General features: G+C 66.0%; 20 protein-coding genes. 19 read left to right on the top strand and 1 reads right to left on the bottom strand.

Annotation, left to right across the window (positions count from 1 at the left end):
• The first annotated feature begins 25 nt into the window (after window positions 1-25).
• The 11 genes from MJ606_RS08335 to recO all read left to right on the top strand — a co-directional run bounded on the left by MJ606_RS08335 (window position 26) and on the right by recO (window position 12101).
• Window positions 26-523 carry a hypothetical protein gene (locus tag MJ606_RS08335; protein WP_243049069.1) on the top strand — a complete coding sequence of 166 codons (498 nt, stop codon included), beginning with the start codon at window positions 26-28 and terminating at the stop codon, window positions 521-523.
• Window positions 520-3075 (top strand): EAL domain-containing protein, encoded by a 2556-nt coding sequence (locus MJ606_RS08330; RefSeq protein ID WP_243049068.1) that lies wholly within the window; start codon window positions 520-522, stop codon window positions 3073-3075. Before MJ606_RS08335 ends, MJ606_RS08330 begins: the two co-directional genes overlap by 4 nt.
• 275 nt (window positions 3076-3350) lie before the next feature.
• Window positions 3351-3947 (top strand): RNA polymerase sigma factor RpoE, encoded by a 597-nt coding sequence (rpoE, locus tag MJ606_RS08325; protein WP_243049067.1) that lies wholly within the window; start codon window positions 3351-3353, stop codon window positions 3945-3947.
• Window positions 3944-4606 carry a sigma-E factor negative regulatory protein gene (locus tag MJ606_RS08320; protein WP_243049066.1) on the top strand — a complete coding sequence of 221 codons (663 nt, stop codon included), beginning with the start codon at window positions 3944-3946 and terminating at the stop codon, window positions 4604-4606. Before rpoE ends, MJ606_RS08320 begins: the two co-directional genes overlap by 4 nt.
• 116 nt (window positions 4607-4722) lie before the next feature.
• Window positions 4723-6207, top strand: a complete 1485-nt coding sequence (locus MJ606_RS08315; protein WP_243049065.1) for a DegQ family serine endoprotease — start codon at window positions 4723-4725, stop codon at window positions 6205-6207.
• 286 nt (window positions 6208-6493) lie between these two features.
• Complete coding sequence (lepA, locus tag MJ606_RS08310; RefSeq protein WP_243049064.1) at window positions 6494-8284, top strand: translation elongation factor 4; 1791 nt, start codon at window positions 6494-6496, stop codon at window positions 8282-8284.
• A gap of 50 nt (window positions 8285-8334) precedes the next feature.
• Window positions 8335-9237, top strand: a complete 903-nt coding sequence (lepB, locus tag MJ606_RS08305) for a signal peptidase I (protein WP_243049063.1) — start codon at window positions 8335-8337, stop codon at window positions 9235-9237.
• 138 nt (window positions 9238-9375) lie between these two features.
• A complete protein-coding gene (locus tag MJ606_RS08300; protein WP_243049062.1) occupies window positions 9376-9756 on the top strand; it encodes a DUF4845 domain-containing protein in 381 nt (126 codons plus the stop codon).
• 15 nt (window positions 9757-9771) lie between these two features.
• Window positions 9772-10428, top strand: coding sequence for a ribonuclease III (gene rnc, locus MJ606_RS08295; RefSeq protein WP_243049061.1), 657 nt, complete (start codon window positions 9772-9774; stop codon window positions 10426-10428).
• Window positions 10425-11360, top strand: coding sequence for a GTPase Era (era, locus tag MJ606_RS08290; RefSeq protein ID WP_243049060.1), 936 nt, complete (start codon window positions 10425-10427; stop codon window positions 11358-11360). The genes rnc and era overlap by 4 nt, the downstream gene beginning before the upstream one ends.
• A 30-nt stretch (window positions 11361-11390) precedes the next feature.
• Entirely contained in the window at window positions 11391-12101 is a 711-nt protein-coding gene (recO, locus tag MJ606_RS08285; RefSeq protein ID WP_243049059.1) for a DNA repair protein RecO, read from the top strand.
• 4 nt (window positions 12102-12105) lie between these two features.
• Here the strand turns inward: recO and MJ606_RS08280 are convergent, their stop codons facing one another.
• Window positions 12106-12861 (bottom strand): response regulator, encoded by a 756-nt coding sequence (locus MJ606_RS08280; protein ID WP_243049058.1) that lies wholly within the window; start codon window positions 12859-12861, stop codon window positions 12106-12108.
• A 44-nt stretch (window positions 12862-12905) separates the two neighbouring features.
• Here MJ606_RS08280 and MJ606_RS08275 point away from each other — a divergent pair, with 44 nt between their 5' ends.
• The 8 genes from MJ606_RS08275 (at window position 12906) to MJ606_RS08240 (ending at window position 20399) form a co-directional block, all read left to right on the top strand.
• Window positions 12906-14927: a hypothetical protein gene (locus MJ606_RS08275; RefSeq protein ID WP_243049057.1), complete on the top strand. Its 2022-nt coding sequence runs from the start codon at window positions 12906-12908 to the stop codon at window positions 14925-14927.
• A 45-nt stretch (window positions 14928-14972) separates the two neighbouring features.
• Complete coding sequence (locus MJ606_RS08270) at window positions 14973-15578, top strand: YdbL family protein (RefSeq protein WP_243049056.1); 606 nt, start codon at window positions 14973-14975, stop codon at window positions 15576-15578.
• Between the two features lie 71 nt (window positions 15579-15649).
• A complete protein-coding gene (gene rlmD / locus MJ606_RS08265; RefSeq protein WP_243049054.1) occupies window positions 15650-16963 on the top strand; it encodes a 23S rRNA (uracil(1939)-C(5))-methyltransferase RlmD in 1314 nt (437 codons plus the stop codon).
• 140 nt (window positions 16964-17103) lie between these two features.
• Complete coding sequence (locus tag MJ606_RS08260; protein ID WP_243049049.1) at window positions 17104-17631, top strand: CYTH domain-containing protein; 528 nt, start codon at window positions 17104-17106, stop codon at window positions 17629-17631.
• Window positions 17625-18647: a beta-N-acetylhexosaminidase gene (gene nagZ / locus MJ606_RS08255; protein ID WP_243049048.1), complete on the top strand. Its 1023-nt coding sequence runs from the start codon at window positions 17625-17627 to the stop codon at window positions 18645-18647. Before MJ606_RS08260 ends, nagZ begins: the two co-directional genes overlap by 7 nt.
• On the top strand, window positions 18644-19192 hold the full coding sequence (locus MJ606_RS08250) for a hypoxanthine-guanine phosphoribosyltransferase (RefSeq protein ID WP_243049047.1): 549 nt from the start codon (window positions 18644-18646) through the stop codon (window positions 19190-19192). The genes nagZ and MJ606_RS08250 overlap by 4 nt, the downstream gene beginning before the upstream one ends.
• A gap of 95 nt (window positions 19193-19287) precedes the next feature.
• The gene (locus MJ606_RS08245; RefSeq protein ID WP_243049046.1) at window positions 19288-20031 is read left to right on the top strand and encodes an S-methyl-5'-thioinosine phosphorylase; all 744 of its coding nucleotides are present in this window, start codon (window positions 19288-19290) and stop codon (window positions 20029-20031) included.
• Between the two features lie 161 nt (window positions 20032-20192).
• Window positions 20193-20399, top strand: a complete 207-nt coding sequence (locus MJ606_RS08240; protein ID WP_026633225.1) for a cold-shock protein — start codon at window positions 20193-20195, stop codon at window positions 20397-20399.
• The last annotated feature ends 27 nt before the right edge of the window (window positions 20400-20426 follow it).

The following is a 20426-nucleotide window of genomic DNA, read 5'->3' as shown; positions in this document are numbered from 1 at the left end:
CCCAGACCCCGTAAGTTACGCCCGCATGAACATGCCCATCGCCACCCCAACCCGCCACGCGAGCGCCGAGATCCTCGAGCGCATCCTGGCCGCGCGCGGCAACCTGATTGCCCTCGAAGGGGGCGAGGATGCGGGGCTGATCGAGCAACTGCGGTTGCTGGTGCGGCGTACCGGCCAGGCCATCTATCTGTGGAATCCTGAAAAAGGCCTGGGCAACCTGCGGGAGGAGCACGCGGGCCTGCCAGGTTCCCAACGGCTGAGCATCACGCTGCGTTACATACAGCAGAGCAATCATTTCGGCGTGTACCTGCTGCAGCGCCCGCCGGTGCCCATGGCCATGGGCGATGCGACCGTGCTTCGCCAGCTCGCACGCGCCACCACCGGTCACGTGCGGCGCATCGTCCTGCTGGATCCGCCGGCACCGCTGGTGACCAGCTTCAGCGATGTGCTGGTGCGACTCAGTTGCCAGCCCGAGCTGTCCCAGCGTCCGCGCTTGCGTGACGGTCGTTGGGTGCTGGCATGAGCAGTCCCGCCGGCATCCTGGTGGTGGCAGCGCAGCGTGAGCTGCGCCGCGCCCTGTTTGACACGTTCGATCACGACGGACATTTCGTCGTGCATTCGGCCCGCGACGCGACCCATGCCGGCATCCTGCTGGAAGGGCGGCCTGCGCTGGCGTTGATGGTGGTGGTGTTCGATGGCGATGGCCGCGACGCCATGGCCGGCATCGAGATCCTGCGCAGCCAGCCCGCTTGCGCCACCGCGCCCTTGATCGCCGTGCTCGACGATGGCGCCGTGCTGAAGCCGGCAGTGCTGCCTGCGGGTGTCGCCGACTGGCTTTATGCATCGCAGATCGAGCACGAACTGCTGGCACGCTGGCAGCGGCTGCAGCGGGCGTCGGTGCCGTCGGCTGCCGCGCCGGGCAACGGGGCGGGCGATGGCGACTTCCGCTTTGCCTTCGACGAGTTCGATACCGAGTGGCTGATCGTCGACCTCGCGCGCGGCCGCGTTCTCGATTTCAGTCCCGCCCTGGCAAGGCATAGTGGATTGGCCGATCACGAACTGCGTGGCCGCCCGTTGCGCGAGATCCTCGGCTTCCTCGGCAACACCGCCGAGCATGTGATCGCCGAAGGTTCGCGCGCCTGGTATCCCGCCCAGCGTCGTTCGGTGCGCGGGGCCGATGGTGGCGAAGCGAGCGCACGTCCGGTCCGATATGGCGGCCGCGATGCCGTGGCGCTGGTGTTTCGCAGCAACAGCGCCGGTGCGCGCGCCGAAGTGGCCCTCGCCCTGTTGTCGAAGATGTTCGGCTGCAGCGGCGGTGATGAGGGCATCGCCGAGGCGGCCCGCCTGCTCTACGAGGAAATGGGGCTGGACTATGTCGCGGTCTGGTCGGCCCGCCAGGACGATGGCGGCGCGCCGATTCAACTGGTGCAGTACTGGCGCGGCGAGGAACAGTTGTGGCCCGGTCCCCACCTGCAAAGCTCGCTGCGCCTGGTGCTGGCGGGACAGGCCATGCTGCATCCGGCCGATGCCGCCCGCCTGGCGGCGGTAGATCCCTTGCTGGAACAACTGGGCCTGGTGGGCTTTGCCGGCTTGCCGCTGCAGGACGAGCGCCACACGGTGCTCGGCGCTTTGCTGGTGGGCTCGCGGCAGCCCTTGCCGGCACCCGCGATCGTGCAGCCGGTGTTGCGTTGCGCAGCATCCCGTTTCGGGCACGCGCTGGAATTGCGCCAGACCCGCGAGCAGGGGCGCGCCGAAGGCTTGCTCGACGCCCTGACCGGCTTGCCCAATCGACTGCTGTTCAACGATCGCCTGGATACGGTGATCCGCGAGGCCAACCGCACCGGCGAATCGTTCGCCTTGCTGTTTGTCGACCTGGATCGCTTCAAGACCATCAACGACACCCTTGGGCACGCGGTCGGTGACCAGGTGCTGCTCACCACCACGCAGCGGTTGCGTGCCAGCGTGCGTGCCTCCGACACCGTGGCGCGCTATGCGGGCGACGAGTTCGTGGTCATCCTGCGGCATATCCTGAAGAACGAGGACGTGCTGCGCATCGCCGAGAAGATCGTGCAGGTGATGGGCGCGCCGCTGCGCATCGACGACGGCACCGAGCTGCAGGTCACCGCATCCATCGGCGTGAGCTTCTTCCCCGACGATGCGCCGGATGCGGAGACCTTGCTCAAGCACGCCGACGAAGCGATGTATGCGGCCAAGAGCCTGGGCCGCAACAACTACCAGATCTTCGAAGGCAGCGCGGAACAGTCGCAGCAGCAGAACCTGGCCTTGAAGTCCGGGTTGCGCCATGCCGAGCACAAGGGCGAGCTGCGGGTGTTCTACCAGCCCCAGGTCGACTCGGTGACCGAGGACATCGTGGGCATGGAGGCGCTGGTGCGCTGGGAGCATCCCGAACTGGGCTTCATCGGGCCGGGCTTCTTTATCCCGCTGGCCGAGGAGACCGGCCTGATCGTCTCGATCGGCGAATGGGTGCTGCGCACCGCCTGCCGGCACGCGCAGGAGTGGGAGCGGCGCTTTGGCCTGCGCCTGCGCCTGGGCGTGAATCTCTCGGCGGTGCAGTTGATGCAGTCGAACCTGCTGGAGATCGTGGCCTCCGCGCTCGATGAAAGCGGCCTGGATGCCAACCTGCTGGAGATGGAGGTGACCGAGAGCATCAGCATCAAGGCGGCCCCCAACCTGGTGGAGAACCTGCAGGGGTTGCATCGCCTGGGATGCCGCATCGCCATCGATGACTTCGGCACCGGCGCGGCCTCGCTGGACTACCTGCGCAAGCTGCCGGCCGACCGCATCAAGATCGACCAGAGTTTCGTGCGCAATATCGGTGTCGATCCGGACGACGAGGCCATCGTGCGCGCCACCATCGAAATGGCCCACCGGCTCAAGCGTGGCGTCGTGGCCGAGGGCGTGGAAACCGAGCAGCACCTGGAATTCCTGCGCAACAACCATTGCGACGAGCTGCAGGGCTTCCTGTTCTGCCGGCCCTTGCCGCAGCCGGCGTTCGAGAAGCTGCTGCTGGAACGCCAGCGCCTGCTGGCCGGAGTCAGCGGCACCGCCGCCTGACTTGCAGGGGGCTTCGTGCTCCCCCATATATTGCTGGATGGGGCATGGGATGTCCTGTTGCCGTACCCGCGGGGTGAGGCCCGCAGGCGGTGCTCCCTTGGCGTGCCCGCGCGTTTCTCCTTAGGTGGCGTCACCTGGCGTCCTCCCCGTACCTGGGGGTTGGTAAACATGCGCCGGCATGCTGAACTAGGCTGCGAAGTTCTTGTCTGAGCAGCTCGCTCACATCCTTAGGCATCCCGAGGCGCGTGGCAGCATCGACGAAGGAGACAGCCCGGATGGGCGAAAATGAACTGGACAGCGCGCTGGTCGAGCGCGTCCAACAAGGGGACAAGCGGGCGTTTGACCTGCTGGTGCGCAAGTACCAGCACAAGGTCATCGGGTTGGTGTCGCGCTATGTGAAGAACTACAGCGAATGCGAGGACATCGCCCAGGAGGCGTTTATCCGCGCATGGCGGGCCATTGGCTCCTTCCGCGGCGAGAGTGCTTTCTATACCTGGCTGTACAAGATTGCCGTCAACACGGCCAAGAACCATCTGGTCGCCATGGGGCGTCGCCCGCCGGCGGACGATATCGCCATCGACGACGCGGCCTTCGTGCCCGGCGCCGACCGCATGCAGGAGAGCGCCACGCCTGAGCGCGAGCTGATGCGGCAGGAAATTGAACAAACCGTGTTTTCCACTGTCCAATCGCTGCCTGAAGAATTGCGGACCGCCATTACCTTGCGTGAGGTTGACGGTTTGAGTTACGAGGAAATCGCCGAGGCGATGGGTTGTCCGATCGGTACGGTACGTTCACGTATTTTTCGGGCCCGTGAAGCTATCGATGAGAAACTGCGGCCGCTCCTGTCCGACCGCGAGGACAAAAAACCATGACTGACACTCAACGCGAAAACCTGTCTGCCGGCCTGGATGGCGAGCTGTCGAAGGAGGAACTACGCTTCCTGCTGCGCCGACTCGACCACGACAGCACCTTGCAGCAGGCCTGGTCGCGCTATCACGTGGCCCGTGACGGTCTGCGTCGCCAGCTTCCCCCGCTGGCCTCCGCGGACTTTGCCTCGCGGGTCATGCAGGCGATCGAGCGCGAGAGCATCGTGGTGCACGGCAAGCGCCGGCATTGGCTGCACTGGTCGGCCGGTGGCGCCATCGCGGCGAGCGTGGCCGCGGCGGCCCTGATGGTGGCCCAGCCGGCCGGGCAGGGCGCCGATCACCCCTCGCCGCAGGTGGCCTCGGCGCCGTCGTCCGCGGCAGGCTTCGATGAGCATGCGCAAGTGGCGCGCGCCGAGGCTCCTCCGGTGGTGGCTCCGCGCTGGGTCAACGCCTATGCCGACTCCCCGTACCAGTTGAGCCAGCAGGCCTCGGCCACGCTGGACGGCGGTGACGACAGCACGCTGCTGTATTCGCGCGACAGCCTCACGCCGTATCGCGTGGCGCGCTATCCCGGTCAGAACGGCGACGGTAGTTACCTGCTGCTGATCCATCCCGATCAGTCGATGCAGCGGCTGTCGACGCAGGCGCCCGCCACGTCACAGTGATGCACCGCCGTGTGTCCGTTTCCGCGGCCTGATTGCTTTCCCCATATCGCTCGCCCACACCAGTCCGCTTGTCGGGCTGGCATGGGCGCGCGCGTGACATGTCGAAGGAGGACTTCATGAATCGACTCGCCCTGCGCACGTTCTCGTGCGGTGTCCTGATCAGCCTTGCCCTGGCTGCCGGCGTGCAGGCACAAGACGCGCCTGCCGTATCGAGCCTGCCGGACTTTACCGGCATCGTGCAGAAGAATGCCGCCACGGTGGTGCATGTCGAGGCCAAATACAGCGGCAAGAAGACCGACAAGGCGCGTGCGGGTCGCGCCGCGCCAGGCATGCCGGACGACGATGATGATCCGCAGATGGAGATGTTCCGCCGTTTCTTCGGCATGCCCGCCATGCCGTCGCCGGAAGAGCAGCAGCGCACCTCGCTGGGCTCGGGCTTCATCATCTCCAGCGACGGCTACATCCTCACCAATAATCATGTGGTGGACGGCGCCGATAGCGTGACGGTTCGCCTGCAGGATCGCCGCACGCTCACCGCCAAGGTGGTCGGCAGCGACCCGCAATACGACATCGCCTTGCTCAAGGTGGATGCCAAAGGCAACCTGCCGGCGGTGAGCATCGGCGATTCGCGCGCGCTCAAGCCGGGGCAGTGGGTGTTGGCCATCGGCTCGCCCTTCGGCTTCGACTACACGGTGACGCAGGGCATCGTCAGCGCCGTGGGCCGCAACCTGGGCAGCCAGGACCAGCCGTACACCTCCTTCATCCAGACCGACGTGCCGATCAATCGCGGCAATTCGGGTGGTCCGCTGTTCGACCTGCAGGGCCGGGTGGTCGGCGTCAATTCGCAGATCTATTCCAATACCGGTGGATATCTGGGCGTGGCGTTCTCCATCCCGATCGACGTGGCCATGAACGTGGTCAAGCAGATCAAGGAGAAGGGCTATGTCTCGCGGGGCATGCTTGGCGTGACCGTGCAGGCGGTGACGGATGACGTGGCCAAGGCGTTCAAGCTGGAAAGCGGCACGGGTGCCGCGGTGACCCAGGTGACCCCGGGCAGTGGCGCTGACAAGGCGGGCTTGCATCCGGGCGATGTGATCCTTGCCTTCAACGGCCAGAGCATCAACCAGAGCGCCGACCTGCCGCCACTGGTGGGGCAGACCCCGCCGGGCAGCAAGGCCACGGTGACGATCCTGCGCGATGGCAAGAAGCAGGACGTGAATGTCACCGTCAGCGAGATGCCCCGCGACAAGCATGCCATGCTCGCTTCAGCGGACATGGACACCCCGGCCACCCATGGCGGCAGCGCCAGCGCGCTGGGGCTGGGAGTTCAGGACCTGGACAGCGATACCCGCCAGCAGCTGGGTCTCAAGGCCGGTGAGGGCGTGGCGATCAGCAATATCACCGGTTCGGTGGCCGCCCGGGCGGGCCTGCAGCCGGGCGATGTGATCCTGATGGTCAACCAGAAGAAGGTCGGCAGCGTTGCTGCATTCCGTGAGGCGACCAGGGATGCCAAGCCGGGCGACACTGTGCTGTTGCTTGTCCGGCATGGCGACCAGAGTGGCTTCATCGGCCTGACCGTACCCGGTGGCAAGGACGACTAAGGGTGTTCGCAGCAGCGTATGGCAGCGCTGCTGGGTGACGTGCCCGGTCGTGATGTGACCAGCCCCCGGGCTGTCAGAAGCCGTCGGGACGATGGGAGCTTGGGGCTACCGTCGTCCCGGCGCACTGCCTGGCCGTTTGCCAGTGGCTTCGGCGCCCGCCCGACATGGCTTGGGTGTCATGTCCGGTAGCCCTCCGTTCCATGCGATAATGCCGGGTTCGTATCCCCACCCCGGTGATACGCTGCCTGCGCGCCGCGCACGGCGGTGAACGCAGCTAGCGTGCTCCATGGAACTGATCCGAAATTTCTCCATCATCGCCCATATCGATCACGGCAAATCCACGCTGGCCGATCGCATCATCCAGATCTGTGGCGGCTTGACCGAGCGCGAGATGGAGGCGCAGGTGCTCGACAACAATCCGATCGAGCGCGAGCGCGGCATCACCATCAAGGCGCAGTCGGTGTCGCTGCCGTACAAGGCGCGCGACGGCAAGACCTACCAGCTCAACTTCATCGATACCCCGGGCCACGTCGACTTCTCCTATGAGGTCAGCCGTTCGCTGGCCGCCTGCGAGGGCGCGCTGCTGGTGGTGGACGCAGCCCAGGGCGTGGAAGCGCAGTCGGTGGCCAACTGCTATACCGCAGTGGAGATGGGCCTGGAAGTGGTGCCAGTGCTCAACAAGATCGACCTGCCCACCGCCGATCCGGAAAAGGTGAAGGGCGAGATCGAGGCGGTGATCGGCATCGATGCCGACGACGCCGTGGCGGTCAGCGCCAAGACCGGCCAGAACGTGGTCGAGGTGCTGGAAGCCATCGTGGCGCGCATCCCGCCGCCGAAGCCGGGCGATACCGATCGCTTGCAGGCGCTGATCATCGATTCGTGGTTCGACAACTACCTGGGCGTGGTGTCGCTGGTGCGCGTGATGCAGGGCGAGATCAAGCCCGGCGACAAGCTGCTGGTGATGTCCACCGGCCGCGCGCACGAGGTTGGCGAAGTGGGTGTGTTCACGCCCAAGCGCAAGAAGCTCGACAAGCTTTCGTCCGGCGAGGTGGGTTGGATCACCGCCTCGATCAAGGACGTGCACGGCGCCCCCGTGGGCGACACCCTGACGCTCGCCGGCAAGCCGGCCGAGAAGCCGTTGCCCGGCTTCCAGACCATGCAGCCGCGCGTGTTCGCCGGCCTGTTCCCGGTCTCGGCCGACGATTACCCGGCCTTGCGCGAGGCGCTGGAAAAGCTGCGCCTCAACGATGCGGCGCTGTTCTTCGAGCCGGAAAGCTCCGAGGCCATGGGGTTTGGTTTCCGCTGCGGCTTCCTGGGCATGCTGCACATGGAGATCGTGCAGGAGCGCCTGGAACGCGAGTACGACCTGGATCTGGTCACTACCGCGCCTACCGTGGTCTACGAAGTGCTCAAGAGCGACGGCTCGGTGATGCTGCTGGACAACCCGGCCAAGTTGCCGGCGGCGCATCTGATGGAGGAGATCCGCGAGCCGATCATCGTGGCCAACATCCTCACCCCGCCGGACTACATCGGCAACATCATCACGCTGTGCGAAGAGAAGCGTGGCGTGCAGCGTTCCATCCAGTACCTCGCCACCCAGGTGCAGATCAGCTACGAAATGCCGCTGGCCGAAGTAGTGCTGGATTTCTTCGATCGCCTCAAGTCGGTGTCGCGCGGCTACGCCTCGATGGATTACCACTTCGAGCGCTTCGAAGCCGGCCCGTTCGTGCGCGTGGATGTGCTGATCAATGGCGATCGCGTGGACGCGCTGAGCCTGATCGTGCACCGCGTGCATGCCGAGCGTCGCGGCCGCGACCTGGTCGAGCGCATGAAGGACCTGATTCCCCGCCAGCAGTTCGACGTGGCCATCCAGGCCGCGATCGGCGCCCAGGTGATCGCCCGTTCCACGGTGAAAGCCCTGCGCAAGAACGTTCTGGCCAAGTGCTATGGCGGTGACGTCAGCCGCAAGAAGAAGCTTCTCGAGAAGCAGAAGGAAGGCAAGAAGCGCATGAAGATGGTGGGCCGTGTGGAGATTCCGCAAGAGGCCTTCCTTGCCGTGTTGAAGGTGGACAAATAACAAGTTGCGGATTCGGCGCCCCTTGCGCCGGCCAACCTTTGGAGTAAGGCATGGATTTCGATTTTTCGGCGATTCTGCTTGGCCTCACCGTAGTGTTCGGTGTGATTTGGGGCCTGGACCGTCTGTTCTTCTACAAACAGCGCAAGGCCAAGGCCGAGGCGGCGGGTGGGGAAGTGCGCGAGCCGGTGCTGGTGGACTGGTCGCGCTCGCTGTTCCCGGTGGTGCTGGTGGTGCTGCTGCTGCGTTCGTTCGTGGCCGAACCGTTCCGCATTCCTTCCGGCTCGATGATGCCGACGCTGGACGTGGGCGACTTCATCCTGGTGAACAAGTTCGCCTATGGCCTGCGCATGCCGGCCTTCAACAACAAGTTCGTGAGCCTGGGCGAGCCCAAGCGCGGCGACGTGGTGGTGTTCCGTTTCCCGGGCTACCTGTGCGAGGACGGCGGCAAACTGGTGCGCAGCGGCGACCAGAGCTGCGCCGATCCGCATGCGCCGGTGCCCAACCAGAACTGGATCAAGCGCGTGATTGGCCTGCCGGGTGACCGGGTGGAAATGCGCGGCGACCAGCTGATCGTCAACGGCGAGCCGGTGGCGGCCGACCTGGTGGGTCCTTACGAGGGCGACCCAAAGCGTCCGGAATCGCGGCTGATGCTGGAAATGGGCGCCACGGTGTGGAACGAGCACCTGCCTGACGGCCAGGGCGGGGTGGTCAACCATCTCACCGCCCGCATGCCCAACTACGCCGTGCCGCCGCCGCTGCCCAACCCCCATGTGCCGCTGGTGGTGCCGCAGGGCTGCTACCTGGCCATGGGCGACAACCGCTACAACAGTACGGACAGCCGCTGGTGGGGTTGCCTGCCGGAGCAGAACCTGGCCGGCAAGGCGTTCCTGATCTGGCTGAGCTGGACCGGCTCGGGCGTGGCCTTCCATCGCATGGGCACCGTCATTCATTGAAAAAGCGTGACGGGCGTTGACCGGATCACAGTGACGGCCACCGTCGCTTGCGGCGACAATGGACACGCTGCCGGCCATGCATCGGCGGCGGATAGTCAATAACCAGGTTGCGCCGCATGACGGCATAGTGAGGGGACTATGAAATCGAAACAGTCGGGCATCACCCTGATCGGGTTTCTCATTGCGCTGATCATCGCGGGCTTCTTCGGCTTCATGGCGATGAAGCTGATACCGGCGTATACGGAGTACATGGGCGTCAACAAGGCCATGACCCAGATCGCCAGTGAAGGTGTGGAAGGCAAGTCGCTGAACGACGTCCGCAACGACCTGATGCGCAAGATGGATTTCCAGTACGTGGACGATGCCACCATCAAGCCCAAGGACATCACCATCAAGCGTGACGGCAATGCCGCGCAGTTGAGTGTCTCGTACGATAAGCGCATTCCCTTCATGTACAACATCGACTTCCTGCTGCATTTCGAAAAGAGCGTGACGCTGCAGGGCAATGTCGGTGAATAAGCACAGGCCCATGATTTGACCAAGCTGGCATACCGCTTTCTTGACCCGGCCCTCGCGCAGCTGGCGCTGACCCATCGCAGCGCGGGCAAGCCGAACAACGAGCGGCTGGAATTCCTCGGCGATGCCCTGCTGGGCGTGATGGTCGCCGAGCTGCTTTACGAAGCCCACCCCAACGCCAGCGAAGGCGAGCTTTCGCGCCTGCGTGCGCAGCTGGTCAACGGGCAGGCACTGGCTGTCATCGCGCGCGAGCTCGAGCTGGGCGACGAGCTGAAGCTCGGTTCGGGCGAGCTCAAGAGTGGCGGGTTCCGTCGCGAGTCCATTCTTGCCGATGCGTTCGAGGCGCTGGTGGCGGCGGTTTACCTGGACTCGGGGTTTACCGAATGCCGCGCGGTGGTGCGAGCCCTGTTCGAACCCCTGGTGGCGGCCATCCCGCGCTCCTCCAAGGATGCCAAGACGCGCTTGCAGGAACTGCTGCAGGCGCGCGGCTGGCCGCTGCCGCAGTACGATCTGATCGACAGCCATGGCGAGGACCACGCCAAAACCTTCGACGTCTCCTGCGAGATCGCCGAACCCGCGCCGATCCGCGCCGAAGGCCGCGGCAGCAGTCGCCGGGCCGCCGAACAGGACGCAGCCGAAACCGTGCTGCGTCGATTGCAGGAATTGAACTCATGAACAACGACGATATCGAGCTGGGCGCACCTGCCGAGCTTCCCCACGACGATTTTCGCTGCGGTACGGTGGCCCTCGCTGGCCGGCCCAATGTCGGCAAGTCCACCTTGCTCAACGCCTTGATCGGCTTTCGCCTGTCCATTGTCAGCCCGCGTCCGCAGACCACGCGACACCGTATCCTCGGCATCGCCACCAGCGAGGCCGGGCAGATCATGTACGTGGACACGCCGGGCCTGCATCGCGGCGCCAAGCGCGCCATGAACCGCAGTCTCAACCGCGCGGCGCGTTCGGCGATCAGCGAGGTCGACGTGGTCGTGCAGGTGATCGAGGCGGGACGCTGGACCGACGAAGACGAGACGCTCTACGACGCCCTGGTCGAGCAGAAGGTGCCGCGCCTGCTGGTGATCAACAAGGTCGACCTGGCCAAGGACAAGACCACCATGCTGCCGTTCGTGGCGGAGCTGATGGGGCGCCACAGCTTCGACGACGTCTACTACGTCAGCGCGCTCAAGCAGAAAGGCCTCAAGGAGCTGGAGCAGGGCATCCTGAAGCGCTTGCCGGTGCAGCCGCCGGTGTACGGCGAAGACGAAGTCACCGATCGCAGCGAGCGCTTCCTTGCCGCCGAAATGGTCCGCGAGCAGCTGATGCTGCGCCTGGACCAGGAGCTGCCGTACGCCACCACGGTGGAGATCGAGCAGTTCCAGGATCGTCCGGATGGCGTGGCCGAGATCCACGCCATCATTTGGGTGGAGCGTGACGGCCAGAAGGCCATCGTGATCGGCAACGGCGGTGCCCAGCTCAAGGCGATTGGCAGCGCCGCCCGCCGCCACATGGAAAGCACCTTCGAGCGCAAAGTGTTCCTGCGCCTGTGGGTGAAGGTGCGCGAAGGCTGGGTCGACGACGAGACGATGCTCAAGAAGTTCGGCTACGAGTAAGCCGCAAAGGGCGCGACTTCTTCACCTCACATGCGTATTGAGCAGCAGCCGGTCTATGTCCTGCATTCGCGGCCTTACCGCGAGACCTCGCTGTTGCTCGAATGCCTGACCCGTGACCACGGCCGCATGGGCGTGGTGGCCCGTGGCGTGCGGCGCGAAAAGGCGCGCTTGCAACGGGCGCAGCTGGAGCCGTTCCAGCCGCTGGCGATGGACCTGTTGTTGCGCGGTGAGCTGGCGACCCTGCAAGGCGCGGAAGGCATCGGCGCGCCCTTGCGTCTGGTCGGCGATGCCGGTCTGGCGGGGCTTTATCTCAACGAACTGGTGGTGCGCCTTACCGGTCGCCAGGACCCACAGCCTGAGTTGTTCGCCGCCTACGCGCGAACGCTGCCGCGACTGACAATGACCGAATCTTTGGCGTGGAGCCTGCGGCGCTTCGAGCGCGACCTGCTGGACGCCATCGGCTATGGCCTGCAGCTGGTCTTCGAGGCCGAATCGGGTGAGCCGGTGGAGCCGGACCAGTGGTACCGCTACGCCGTGGAGCAGGGGCCGTCGCCCTGTCGGCCGGGCACTCCGCACGCGCTGCGTGGTGGCGATCTGCTGGCGCTGGCCGAGGACCGCATGCCCGATGCGACCGGCCTGCCTGCATTAAGAGTGATGATGCGTGACGTGATCCGCTTTCACCTGGGCGGCAGCGAGCTGCGCGCCTGGCAGGTGCTGGGCATGGCCATGTCGCGACGTTGATCGCCTAGGCGTGGTCGTGCGATTCCAGCGCCTCGATGGTCGCCAGCAGCACCTTGCGAAAGCGCGATAGCGGCGCCAGCGAGCCGGAGTGGCCGAGCTTGAGATGGCGTTGCAGCACGATGGCGTGGGTGGCCAGTGCCGACGCGCCGCAGAAGCCGCAGGAGGAACGCAGGCGATGCAGTCGCCCGGTAAAGGCCTCGGTGTCGTCACGCAACACATCCAGGTCCTGATAGAGGCCAGCCAGCTCGGTCCGCAGCAGGGTGCGCATGGCGCCCACCAGGTCGGCGTCGCCCATGGTGGCGACGGCTTGCGCATCGTCGAGCAGGGGCGAGCTGGCCGCGCCCGCCTGCACCAGGTTGAGGATGCGTCGCAGGTCCGCCACGTTGCAGGGCTTGAGCAGCACTTCGCTGAACTCGGCGGCCAGCAGGCGCTGTCGCTCTGCCGCGTCCATCTCGGCGCTGGTGGCCACAGCGGTGCAATCGCCCGAGCGGGCCTGCGGATCCTGGCGCAGGGCGGTCAATACCTCCTCCGCGCCGCCTCCCGGCATGCGGCAGTCCAGCAGCAGCAGGTCGAAGGTCTCGTCGTGGGCCAGGGCGATGGCGGCCGGGCCGTCGTCGCAGCCCTGGGCGTCCAGACCGAGGCTGCGCAAGGCTTCCACCAGGAAAAGACGGCTGGTGGGGTCGTCGTCCGCGACCAGGGCACGCATGGTTTCGGGGGTGCCGGGAGCGCGAGAAAGGTCGCTTGTGAGCGTGTTGAACATGACTAGTCCGTGTCGTTCAGCTGGTTTTGGCAGAATGGCGCCTCATGCGTTTCACATCAAGCCATCTTTTACTCAGTTTCGCCATCCTGCTTTGGGTCGGCCTGGTGCTGCCCGCGCGGGCGGATATCGCCTTGGGCGCGAAGGCGATGAGCGTGCCCGGCCTCAAGCTGCAGGATGTGCAGGCACGGGTCGGCGAGGACGGCCAAGGTGGTCTGCGGCTTACCCTGCGCGCCGCCAAGGCCGACGTTCCGAGCATGGGCTGGAAGCGCGTGGCCATCGACCTGCAGGGCGTCCTGCAACGCGATGTGCATATGCGCTGGCTGTTCGACGGCACCATGCAGATGGCGGGCGCTCCCGGCGCCGCGTTGAGCAACGCCAAGGTGTCCATGGTGGTGGACGAGGCGGCCAATACGCTGGAGATCGATATCAGCCAGGGCGCTGCACAGGCCAGCACGGCACTTCCACTGGACCAGCCCACGCATGCGCAGATCAGCCTGAAGGGCGTGCCCGTGGTGTGGCTGCAGGGCATCCTGGGCACGGTCTGGTCGGGCCGCGCCACCGCCGGCAAGCTGGATGCCGATATGGCGCTGGACATGGCGGACAAGGGCTTCCAGGCCTCGGGCCAGTTCGCCCTCAGCACGGGGGGATTCGATACGCCCAGCGGCACGATCGCCGGCCAGGGTGTCAGCGGCAATGGCCGGCTGAACATCGACACCACGGCCAGCCCGTCGCGCATCGATCTCGATGCCAGCCTGCGCGGCGGCGAGCTGTTGCTCGGGCCGATCTATGCGCATCTGCCGGATCATCCCGTACAGCTGAGCCTTTCGGCGGCGACCCATGGTGGCGCCGTGGACTTCACGCGCCTGCGCGTGGCGGATGCCGATGCGCTGCAGTTCGACGGCGCCTTGGCCTTCAACGCCAAGGGTGAGTTGCAGCACCTGAAGCTCGAACGGCTGCAGTCGCGGTTTCCGGCGGCCTACCAGCGTTATGGCCAGGCCTGGCTGGCTACCCTGGGCATGCGTGACATGCGTGTCGATGGTCAGCTCAATGGCAGTCTCGATATGGATGCCTCCGGCCTGCGCAGCTTCGCCTTCGACACCGAGGGCCTGGACCTGGCCGACGCCGAGGGCCGGCTGGCGCTGAAGGGGCTGCGTGGCAGCCTGGACTGGGCAGCACAGGGCGAGCGCCCCGTCACTACCTTGGGGTGGCAGGGCCTGCAGGTGTACCGGATGGCCAATGGCGCCGCGCAGGCGCGCTGGCAGAGCCGCGATGGTGCGCTGAGCCTGCAGCATGCACTGGAGTTGCCCTTGCTCAACGGCCGCGTGCGCGTAGGTGACCTGGAATGGCGTCCCGCCGCGGCGAAGGGGCGCCGGCTGGCGACCTCGCTGGCCTTTACCGGCATCGACATGGCAGCGTTCTCGCGCGCCATGGGCTGGCCCGAGTTCCCGGGGACGCTGGGTGGCGCCATTCCCGGGTTGCGTTGGATCGACGACCGCATCGAGCTGGACGGCGGCCTGTCGGTGAATGTGTTCGATGGCTTCGTCGACATCACCAAGCTGTCAGTGCAGGGGCCATTCAGTGCCAGCCCGGTGCTGTCGGGTGACGTGCAGTTGCGGCAGCTCGACCTGGCCGCCATGACCAGCGTGTTCGACTTCGGCAATATCACCGGCCGCATGGATGGCTCCGTCGACGAGTTGCGCCTGGTCAACTGGAACCCGGTGGCGTTCAAGGCCAGCTTGCTGGCCAGCGGTGGTGGCCGTATCAGCCAGCGCGCCGTGAACAACCTGACCGCGATGGGCGGCGGTGGCGTGGCCGCGGGCCTGCAAGGCGCGGTGCTGAAACTGTTCAAGACCTTCGGCTATAAGCGGATCGGCCTGAACTGCACGCTGCAGGCCTCGGTATGCCATATGGGCGGTCTGGATAACGACGCGGATGGCTACACTATCGTCGAGGGTAGCGGTCTGCCCCACTTGCAGGTGATCGGGCACCAGACCCAGGTCGATTGGCCCACCCTGGTGCGGCGCTTGAAGGCTGCCATTGCCGGCAACGGACCGGAAGTCCACTGAGCAAGCTCGCTTCGATGCGAGCATTCCACCCCGAAGGAGTCGATCATGCGCAAGCTTGTCTATGGATTGTTGACCATGGTGTTGGTCGCCCTGGTGGGGTGCGTCACCATCAATGTCTATTTTCCCGAGGCAGCAGCGCAGAAGGCGGCCGATCAGTTCATCGGTACCGTGCTCGACAACAACGCGCCGGCGCCCGCCACCAGGCGTGACCCGCCGCCCGCATCGCCCAGCAAGGGCGTCCAGCCGTCGGCCATGCTGCTCGACCTGCTGATTCCTTCGGCGCATGCGGCCGATGCGCCGAACATCCGCATCCAGACGGCGACCACCGAAGCCATCCGTGACCGCATGCAGGCACGCTTCCGCGACACCCTGGCACCGCTGTTCGACCGTGGCGCCGTCGGCTTCACCCAGGACGGCCTGGTGGCCGTGCGCGACGCGGCCAAGGTACCGCTGGACCAGCGCGCCGCCGTGAACGCTGCCGTGGCTGACGAAAACCGCGATCGCAACGCGCTCTATCGCGAAGTGGCCAACGCCAACAACCATCCGGAGTGGGAGGCGCAGATCCGCGCCACCTTCGCCAAGGGCTGGATCGAGCGCTCGCGCGCAGGCTGGTATTATCAGGACGCCTCGGGCGCCTGGAAGCAGAAGTAAGCCGTTCGCCCAACCCATTACCCGATTGCCGCGCCCGGGTCTTCGATCCGGGCGCGCGTGTTTTGAGAGCCATGAAAGAATTCGAAGCCACCATCACCGACCTCAGCCACGACGGCAAAGGCGTTACCCGCATCGACGGCAAGGCCGTCTTCGTCAGCGGCGCCCTGCTGGGCGAGCAGGTCAAGCTGCACATCCGCAAGCGCCATCGCCATTACGACGAGGCCGAGGTGGTGGAACTGGTCACCCGCTCGCCGCATCGCGTGGAGCCGCTGTGCCGCCACTTCGGCCAGTGCGGCGGTTGCTCGCTGCAGCACCTGGATGCGGAATCGCAGATCGAGGTGAAGCAGCGCGTGCTGAAGGACAACTTCGAGCGCATCGGCAAGGTGGCGCCGGAGCGCTGGCTGCCGCCGCTGACCGACGTCCCCTGGGGCTATCGCCGCAAGGGTCGCCTGTCGGTGCGCCAGGTGGCCAAGAAGGGCCGCGTGCTGGTGGGCTTTCGCGAGGAGAGCAACCCGCGCTTCGTCGCCGATATCACCCAGTGCGAAGTAGTACATCCGGCGCTGGGTCCGAAGATCGGCCTGCTTGCCGAACTGGTGGGCGGCATGGACGCGGCCACCGAGATCCCGCAGATCGAATTTGCCGCCGGTGACGATACGGTGGCGCTGGTCTTCCGCCACATGTCGCCGCTGGGCGAGCGCGATCTCGCCGCGCTCACCGCGTTCGGCCAGCAGCACGGCCTTGCCATCTATCTGCAACCGGGTGGCGTGACCAGCGTGCATCCGCTGTGGCCGGAGCACCCGCGCCTGGCGTTTCGCATTCCCAGCGACGATGCTGCCGTTGCGGATGTCGAGCTGGAATTCCGTCCGCTCGACTTCGTGCAGGTCAACGCGGGCATGAATCGCCGCATGATGGCGCGGGCGATGGAACTGCTCGATCCGCAGCCCAGCGACCGCGTGCTCGACCTGTTCTGCGGCCTGGGCAACTTCACCTTGCCGATCGCGCGCCGCGTGGCCGAGGTGATGGGCGTGGAAGGCGAGCACGGGTTGGTCGAGCGCGCGGCGGAAAATGCCGCGCGCAACGGCATCGCCAACGCGCGCTTTGAAGTAGCCAACCTGTTCGAGGACCAGCGCCACGCGCACTGGGCCAAACAGCCGTGGGACAAGCTGCTGCTCGATCCGCCGCGCGCCGGCGCCGACAAGGTGCTGGAGTACCTGCCGCACAAGGAAACCCGTCGGATTGTGTACGTTTCATGTCATCCCGGTTCGCTGGCGCGCGACGCCGGTATCCTGGTGCAGAAGCACGGTTTCCGCTTGAGCGCGGCCGGTGTGATGGATATGTTCCCGCATACCGCCCACGTGGAGTCGATCGCGTTGTTCGAACGCTAGGGATGTTCTGAAAGCGTCTATGTTCCTCATCCCGGCAAAAGCCGGAATGACGATGGACTTCCAGTGAGTGTCGGGGAAGGGGCACGGTCCAGCGCGTCTCCTCTTCGCCACCTCACTCAACTTTCCGCACGGGTTGCACCATGGGCATCGAGATCGAACGCAAATTCCTCCTGAATGATGACCGCTGGCGCGAGCTTCCCTCGCGCAGCGAGCGCATCGCGCAGGGCTACCTGGTCGGTGCGCAAGCGCTGCGCGACGGTGCGGCGCGCGCGTCCGTGCGGGTGCGCCGCGCCGGCGAGCGCGCCTGGCTCAATATCAAGTCAGCCCAGCTCGGCATCGAACGGGCGGAGTTCGAGTACCCCATGCCGTTGGCCGATGCCGAGCAGATGCTCGCCGAGCTGTGCGATGGCGTGCTGGAAAAGATCCGCCATCACGTCATGGTGGACGGCACGCTGTTCGAGATCGACGAGTTCTTCGGCGACAACGCCGGCCTGGTGGTGGCCGAGGTCGAGCTCACCGCGCCGGATGCGCCGTTTCCCCGGCCGTCCTGGCTGGGGCGCGAAGTCAGTCACCTGGCCCGCTACTACAACGTCAACCTGATCGCCCATCCCTACGGGCAATGGACGCGAGACGAACGCCTGGCGGTCGAGGAACCCACGTCATGCTGATGATCGGCCTGGCCGGCACCACGCTGGCGACTTCCGAACATGCCTGGCTGACCGCACCGGGCGTGTCGGGCGTGGTGTTGTTCTCGCGCAACTTCAGCTCGCGTGAGCAGTTGATGGCGCTGGTCGATGCGATTCGCGAGGTGGGCGGCGACGACATGCTCATCGCCGTCGACCAGGAAGGTGGCCCGGTGCAGCGTTTCCGCGAAGGGTTCACGCGGTTGCCGCCGCTGTCCGCCATCGGCGCGGTGTACGACCGCGATCCGCACGATGCCATCCGGCTCGCCGAAGAGCACGCCTGGGTGATGTCCAGCGAGCTGCGCGCCAGCGGCGTGGATTTCAGTTTCGCGCCGGTGGTCGATCTTGCGCGCGGCAATGCCGCCATCGGCACGCGCGCCTTCCATGCCGATCCCGTCGTGGCCGCCGAGTTGGCGCAGGCCTATGTGCGCGGCATGCACCTGGGCGGCATGGCGGCGGTGCTCAAGCATTTCCCGGGGCATGGCTCGGTGGCGGTGGACACGCACAAGGCGACGGCGGTCGATCCGCGTCCGCTCGACGAGATCCGCCGCGACGACCTGGTTCCCTTCGTGGAAGGCATGGCGGCGCATGCCGAGGCGGTGATGGTGGCGCACGTCATCTATCCCGCGGTGGACGCGCAGCCGGCCGGTTTTTCCAGGCGCTGGATCGAAGGCATCCTGCGCGGCGAGCTGGGCTTCAATGGCGCCGTGATCAGCGACGACATCAGCATGGCCGCCGCCGGTGCGGCCGGTGGCGCGGCGGCACGCGTCGCCGCGCACCTGGAGGCCGGCTGCGATCTCGTGCTGGCCTGCTTCCCCGACGTGGTCGACGAGGCGATCGCCGCCGTGCAGGGTCGCGCCGCGACCGCGCCGGAACGCCTGGCCGCCTTGCGCGGCGCCGTGGCGTCCACCTGGGAAGGACTTACCGACAACCCCCAGCGCGACCGTTTCATCGCGCGCATCACGGCGTTGCTCGCCGTGGAAGGACACACACCGGCATGACGACAACTACTCCCTCCTTGACGGCGGCATTGGCCGACGCCGACCTGCTGTTCGATCGCGCCGCGCTGGAATCGGTGATCGCCGACATCGGGCGCCGCATCGATGCCGCGCTCGACGGCGAGCGGGCCGTGTTCCTCACCGTGATGAACGGTGCGCTGATCTTTGCCGGCCACCTGGCGCTGGCGATCCGCACCGACCTGGAATTCGACTACGTGCACGCCACCCGCTATCGCGGCGCCACCTCGGGCAGCGAGCTGCACTGGTTGCGCGAGCCGGCGGTCGACCTGACCGATCGCACCGTGCTGCTGGTCGATGACATCCTCGACGAAGGCCATACGCTGAAGGCCGTGCGCGACGACTGCCTGCGCCGTGGCGCGCGCCGCGTGCTGATCGTGAGCCTGTGCACCAAGCAGCACGACCGCCTGGTCGAAGGCGTCGCCTCGGACTTCAACGGCGTCGAGCTGCCCGATCGCTATGTATTCGGCTTCGGCATGGACTACCACGAGCAGGGGCGCAACCTGCCGGGCATCTACGCGCTGAAGTGAGCCGCCATCGTGCCGGCGCGGCCGGCTGAGCAGGGATTCGCCGGGCGGTTGGCCGCCATGGCGAAAGACATTGGATTCAAACGCAGGAACAACCCGTGACTATCGATCTCGCCATCATCGGCGGCAGCGGCTTGTACAACTTCCCCGGCCTGGAGAACGCCACGCGCCACCGCGTGGATACGCCGTTCGGCGCGGCCTCGGGCGACGTGGTCATCGGCGACTTCGCCGGGCGGCGCGTGGCCTTCCTGGCCCGCCATGGTGAAAGCCACACCGTGCCGCCCCACCGCGTGAACTACCGCGCCAACCTGTGGGCGCTGCATTCGCTGGGCGCGCGTCGCGTGGTCGGCGTGAACGCGGTCGGCGGCATTCGCGCCGACATGGGGCCGCGAGTGATCGTGGTGCCCGACCAGGTCATCGACTACACCTACGGTCGCTATACAAGTTTTTGCGACGTCGAGGGTGCCGAGGTCCGGCATATCGATTTCAGCGAGCCCTACACCGAAGCGCTGCGCCGTGAACTGATCGAGGCGGCAGGGAAGGCTGGCGTCGCGGTGATCGATGGCGGTTGCTATGGCGCCACCCAGGGGCCGCGGCTGGAGACGCGTGCGGAAATTGCCCGCATGAAGCGTGACGGCTGCGACCTGGTGGGCATGACCGGCATGCCCGAGGCGGTGCTGGCCCGCGAACTGGACCTGGCTTACGCCTGCCTGGCGCTGGTGGCCAACTTTGCCGCCGGCTGTGGCGACGAGGCGGAGATCAGCATCGAGGAAATCTTCGCCCATCTGGCGGCAGCCACCGCCGAAGTGCCCCGCATCCTTGGCCAATTGCTCAAAAGCTGAGCAGCAGGTTCGGTTTTGATCGTGCAAAAACGAACACCATATTGCGCTTTGCCATCAAACATGTTGATACTTCCGCTGTGCCAGGGGCGGCGGACCAAGGGGTCAAGGTGGTTCAGCGCTATACCGTGGTGCATCCAGTCCATGATTCAGAGGTTCACGCAATGCGTTTCGGTACGGTCAAGTGGTTCAACGATGCCAAGGGTTTCGGCTTCATCGCGCCCGAGGACGGTGGGGAGGACGTGTTCGTCCACTTTTCGGCGATCAACTCCAAGGGCTTTCGTAGCCTGCAGGAAGGTCAGCGCGTGAAGTTCGAAGTCACCACGGGCCCGAAGGGTGCCCAGGCTTCGGGCGTCGAGATCGCTGGTTGATCTCGGCGAGCCGGCGCGCGCGCCGGT

The sequence above is a fragment of the Dyella sp. RRB7 genome, assembly GCF_022761115.1.
Lineage (GTDB): Bacteria > Pseudomonadota > Gammaproteobacteria > Xanthomonadales > Rhodanobacteraceae > Dyella.
This window is presented reverse-complemented; position numbering and strand designations above follow the sequence as displayed.

Excerpts from the sequence above, each read along its gene's own strand:
- MJ606_RS08335 (WP_243049069.1), top strand. The coding sequence starts at position 26 with ATGAACATGCCCATCGCCACCCCAACCCGCCACGCGAGCGCCGAGATC.
- MJ606_RS08330 (WP_243049068.1), top strand. The coding sequence starts at position 520 with ATGAGCAGTCCCGCCGGCATCCTGGTGGTGGCAGCGCAGCGTGAGCTG.
- rpoE (WP_243049067.1), top strand. The coding sequence starts at position 3,351 with ATGGGCGAAAATGAACTGGACAGCGCGCTGGTCGAGCGCGTCCAACAA.
- MJ606_RS08320 (WP_243049066.1), top strand. The coding sequence starts at position 3,944 with ATGACTGACACTCAACGCGAAAACCTGTCTGCCGGCCTGGATGGCGAG.
- MJ606_RS08315 (WP_243049065.1), top strand. The coding sequence starts at position 4,723 with ATGAATCGACTCGCCCTGCGCACGTTCTCGTGCGGTGTCCTGATCAGC.
- lepA (WP_243049064.1), top strand. The coding sequence starts at position 6,494 with ATGGAACTGATCCGAAATTTCTCCATCATCGCCCATATCGATCACGGC.
- lepB (WP_243049063.1), top strand. The coding sequence starts at position 8,335 with ATGGATTTCGATTTTTCGGCGATTCTGCTTGGCCTCACCGTAGTGTTC.
- MJ606_RS08300 (WP_243049062.1), top strand. The coding sequence starts at position 9,376 with ATGAAATCGAAACAGTCGGGCATCACCCTGATCGGGTTTCTCATTGCG.
- era (WP_243049060.1), top strand. The coding sequence starts at position 10,425 with ATGAACAACGACGATATCGAGCTGGGCGCACCTGCCGAGCTTCCCCAC.
- recO (WP_243049059.1), top strand. The coding sequence starts at position 11,391 with ATGCGTATTGAGCAGCAGCCGGTCTATGTCCTGCATTCGCGGCCTTAC.
- MJ606_RS08280 (WP_243049058.1), bottom strand. The coding sequence starts at position 12,861 with ATGTTCAACACGCTCACAAGCGACCTTTCTCGCGCTCCCGGCACCCCC.
- MJ606_RS08275 (WP_243049057.1), top strand. The coding sequence starts at position 12,906 with ATGCGTTTCACATCAAGCCATCTTTTACTCAGTTTCGCCATCCTGCTT.
- MJ606_RS08270 (WP_243049056.1), top strand. The coding sequence starts at position 14,973 with ATGCGCAAGCTTGTCTATGGATTGTTGACCATGGTGTTGGTCGCCCTG.
- rlmD (WP_243049054.1), top strand. The coding sequence starts at position 15,650 with ATGAAAGAATTCGAAGCCACCATCACCGACCTCAGCCACGACGGCAAA.
- MJ606_RS08260 (WP_243049049.1), top strand. The coding sequence starts at position 17,104 with ATGGGCATCGAGATCGAACGCAAATTCCTCCTGAATGATGACCGCTGG.
- nagZ (WP_243049048.1), top strand. The coding sequence starts at position 17,625 with ATGCTGATGATCGGCCTGGCCGGCACCACGCTGGCGACTTCCGAACAT.
- MJ606_RS08250 (WP_243049047.1), top strand. The coding sequence starts at position 18,644 with ATGACGACAACTACTCCCTCCTTGACGGCGGCATTGGCCGACGCCGAC.
- MJ606_RS08240 (WP_026633225.1), top strand. The coding sequence starts at position 20,193 with ATGCGTTTCGGTACGGTCAAGTGGTTCAACGATGCCAAGGGTTTCGGC.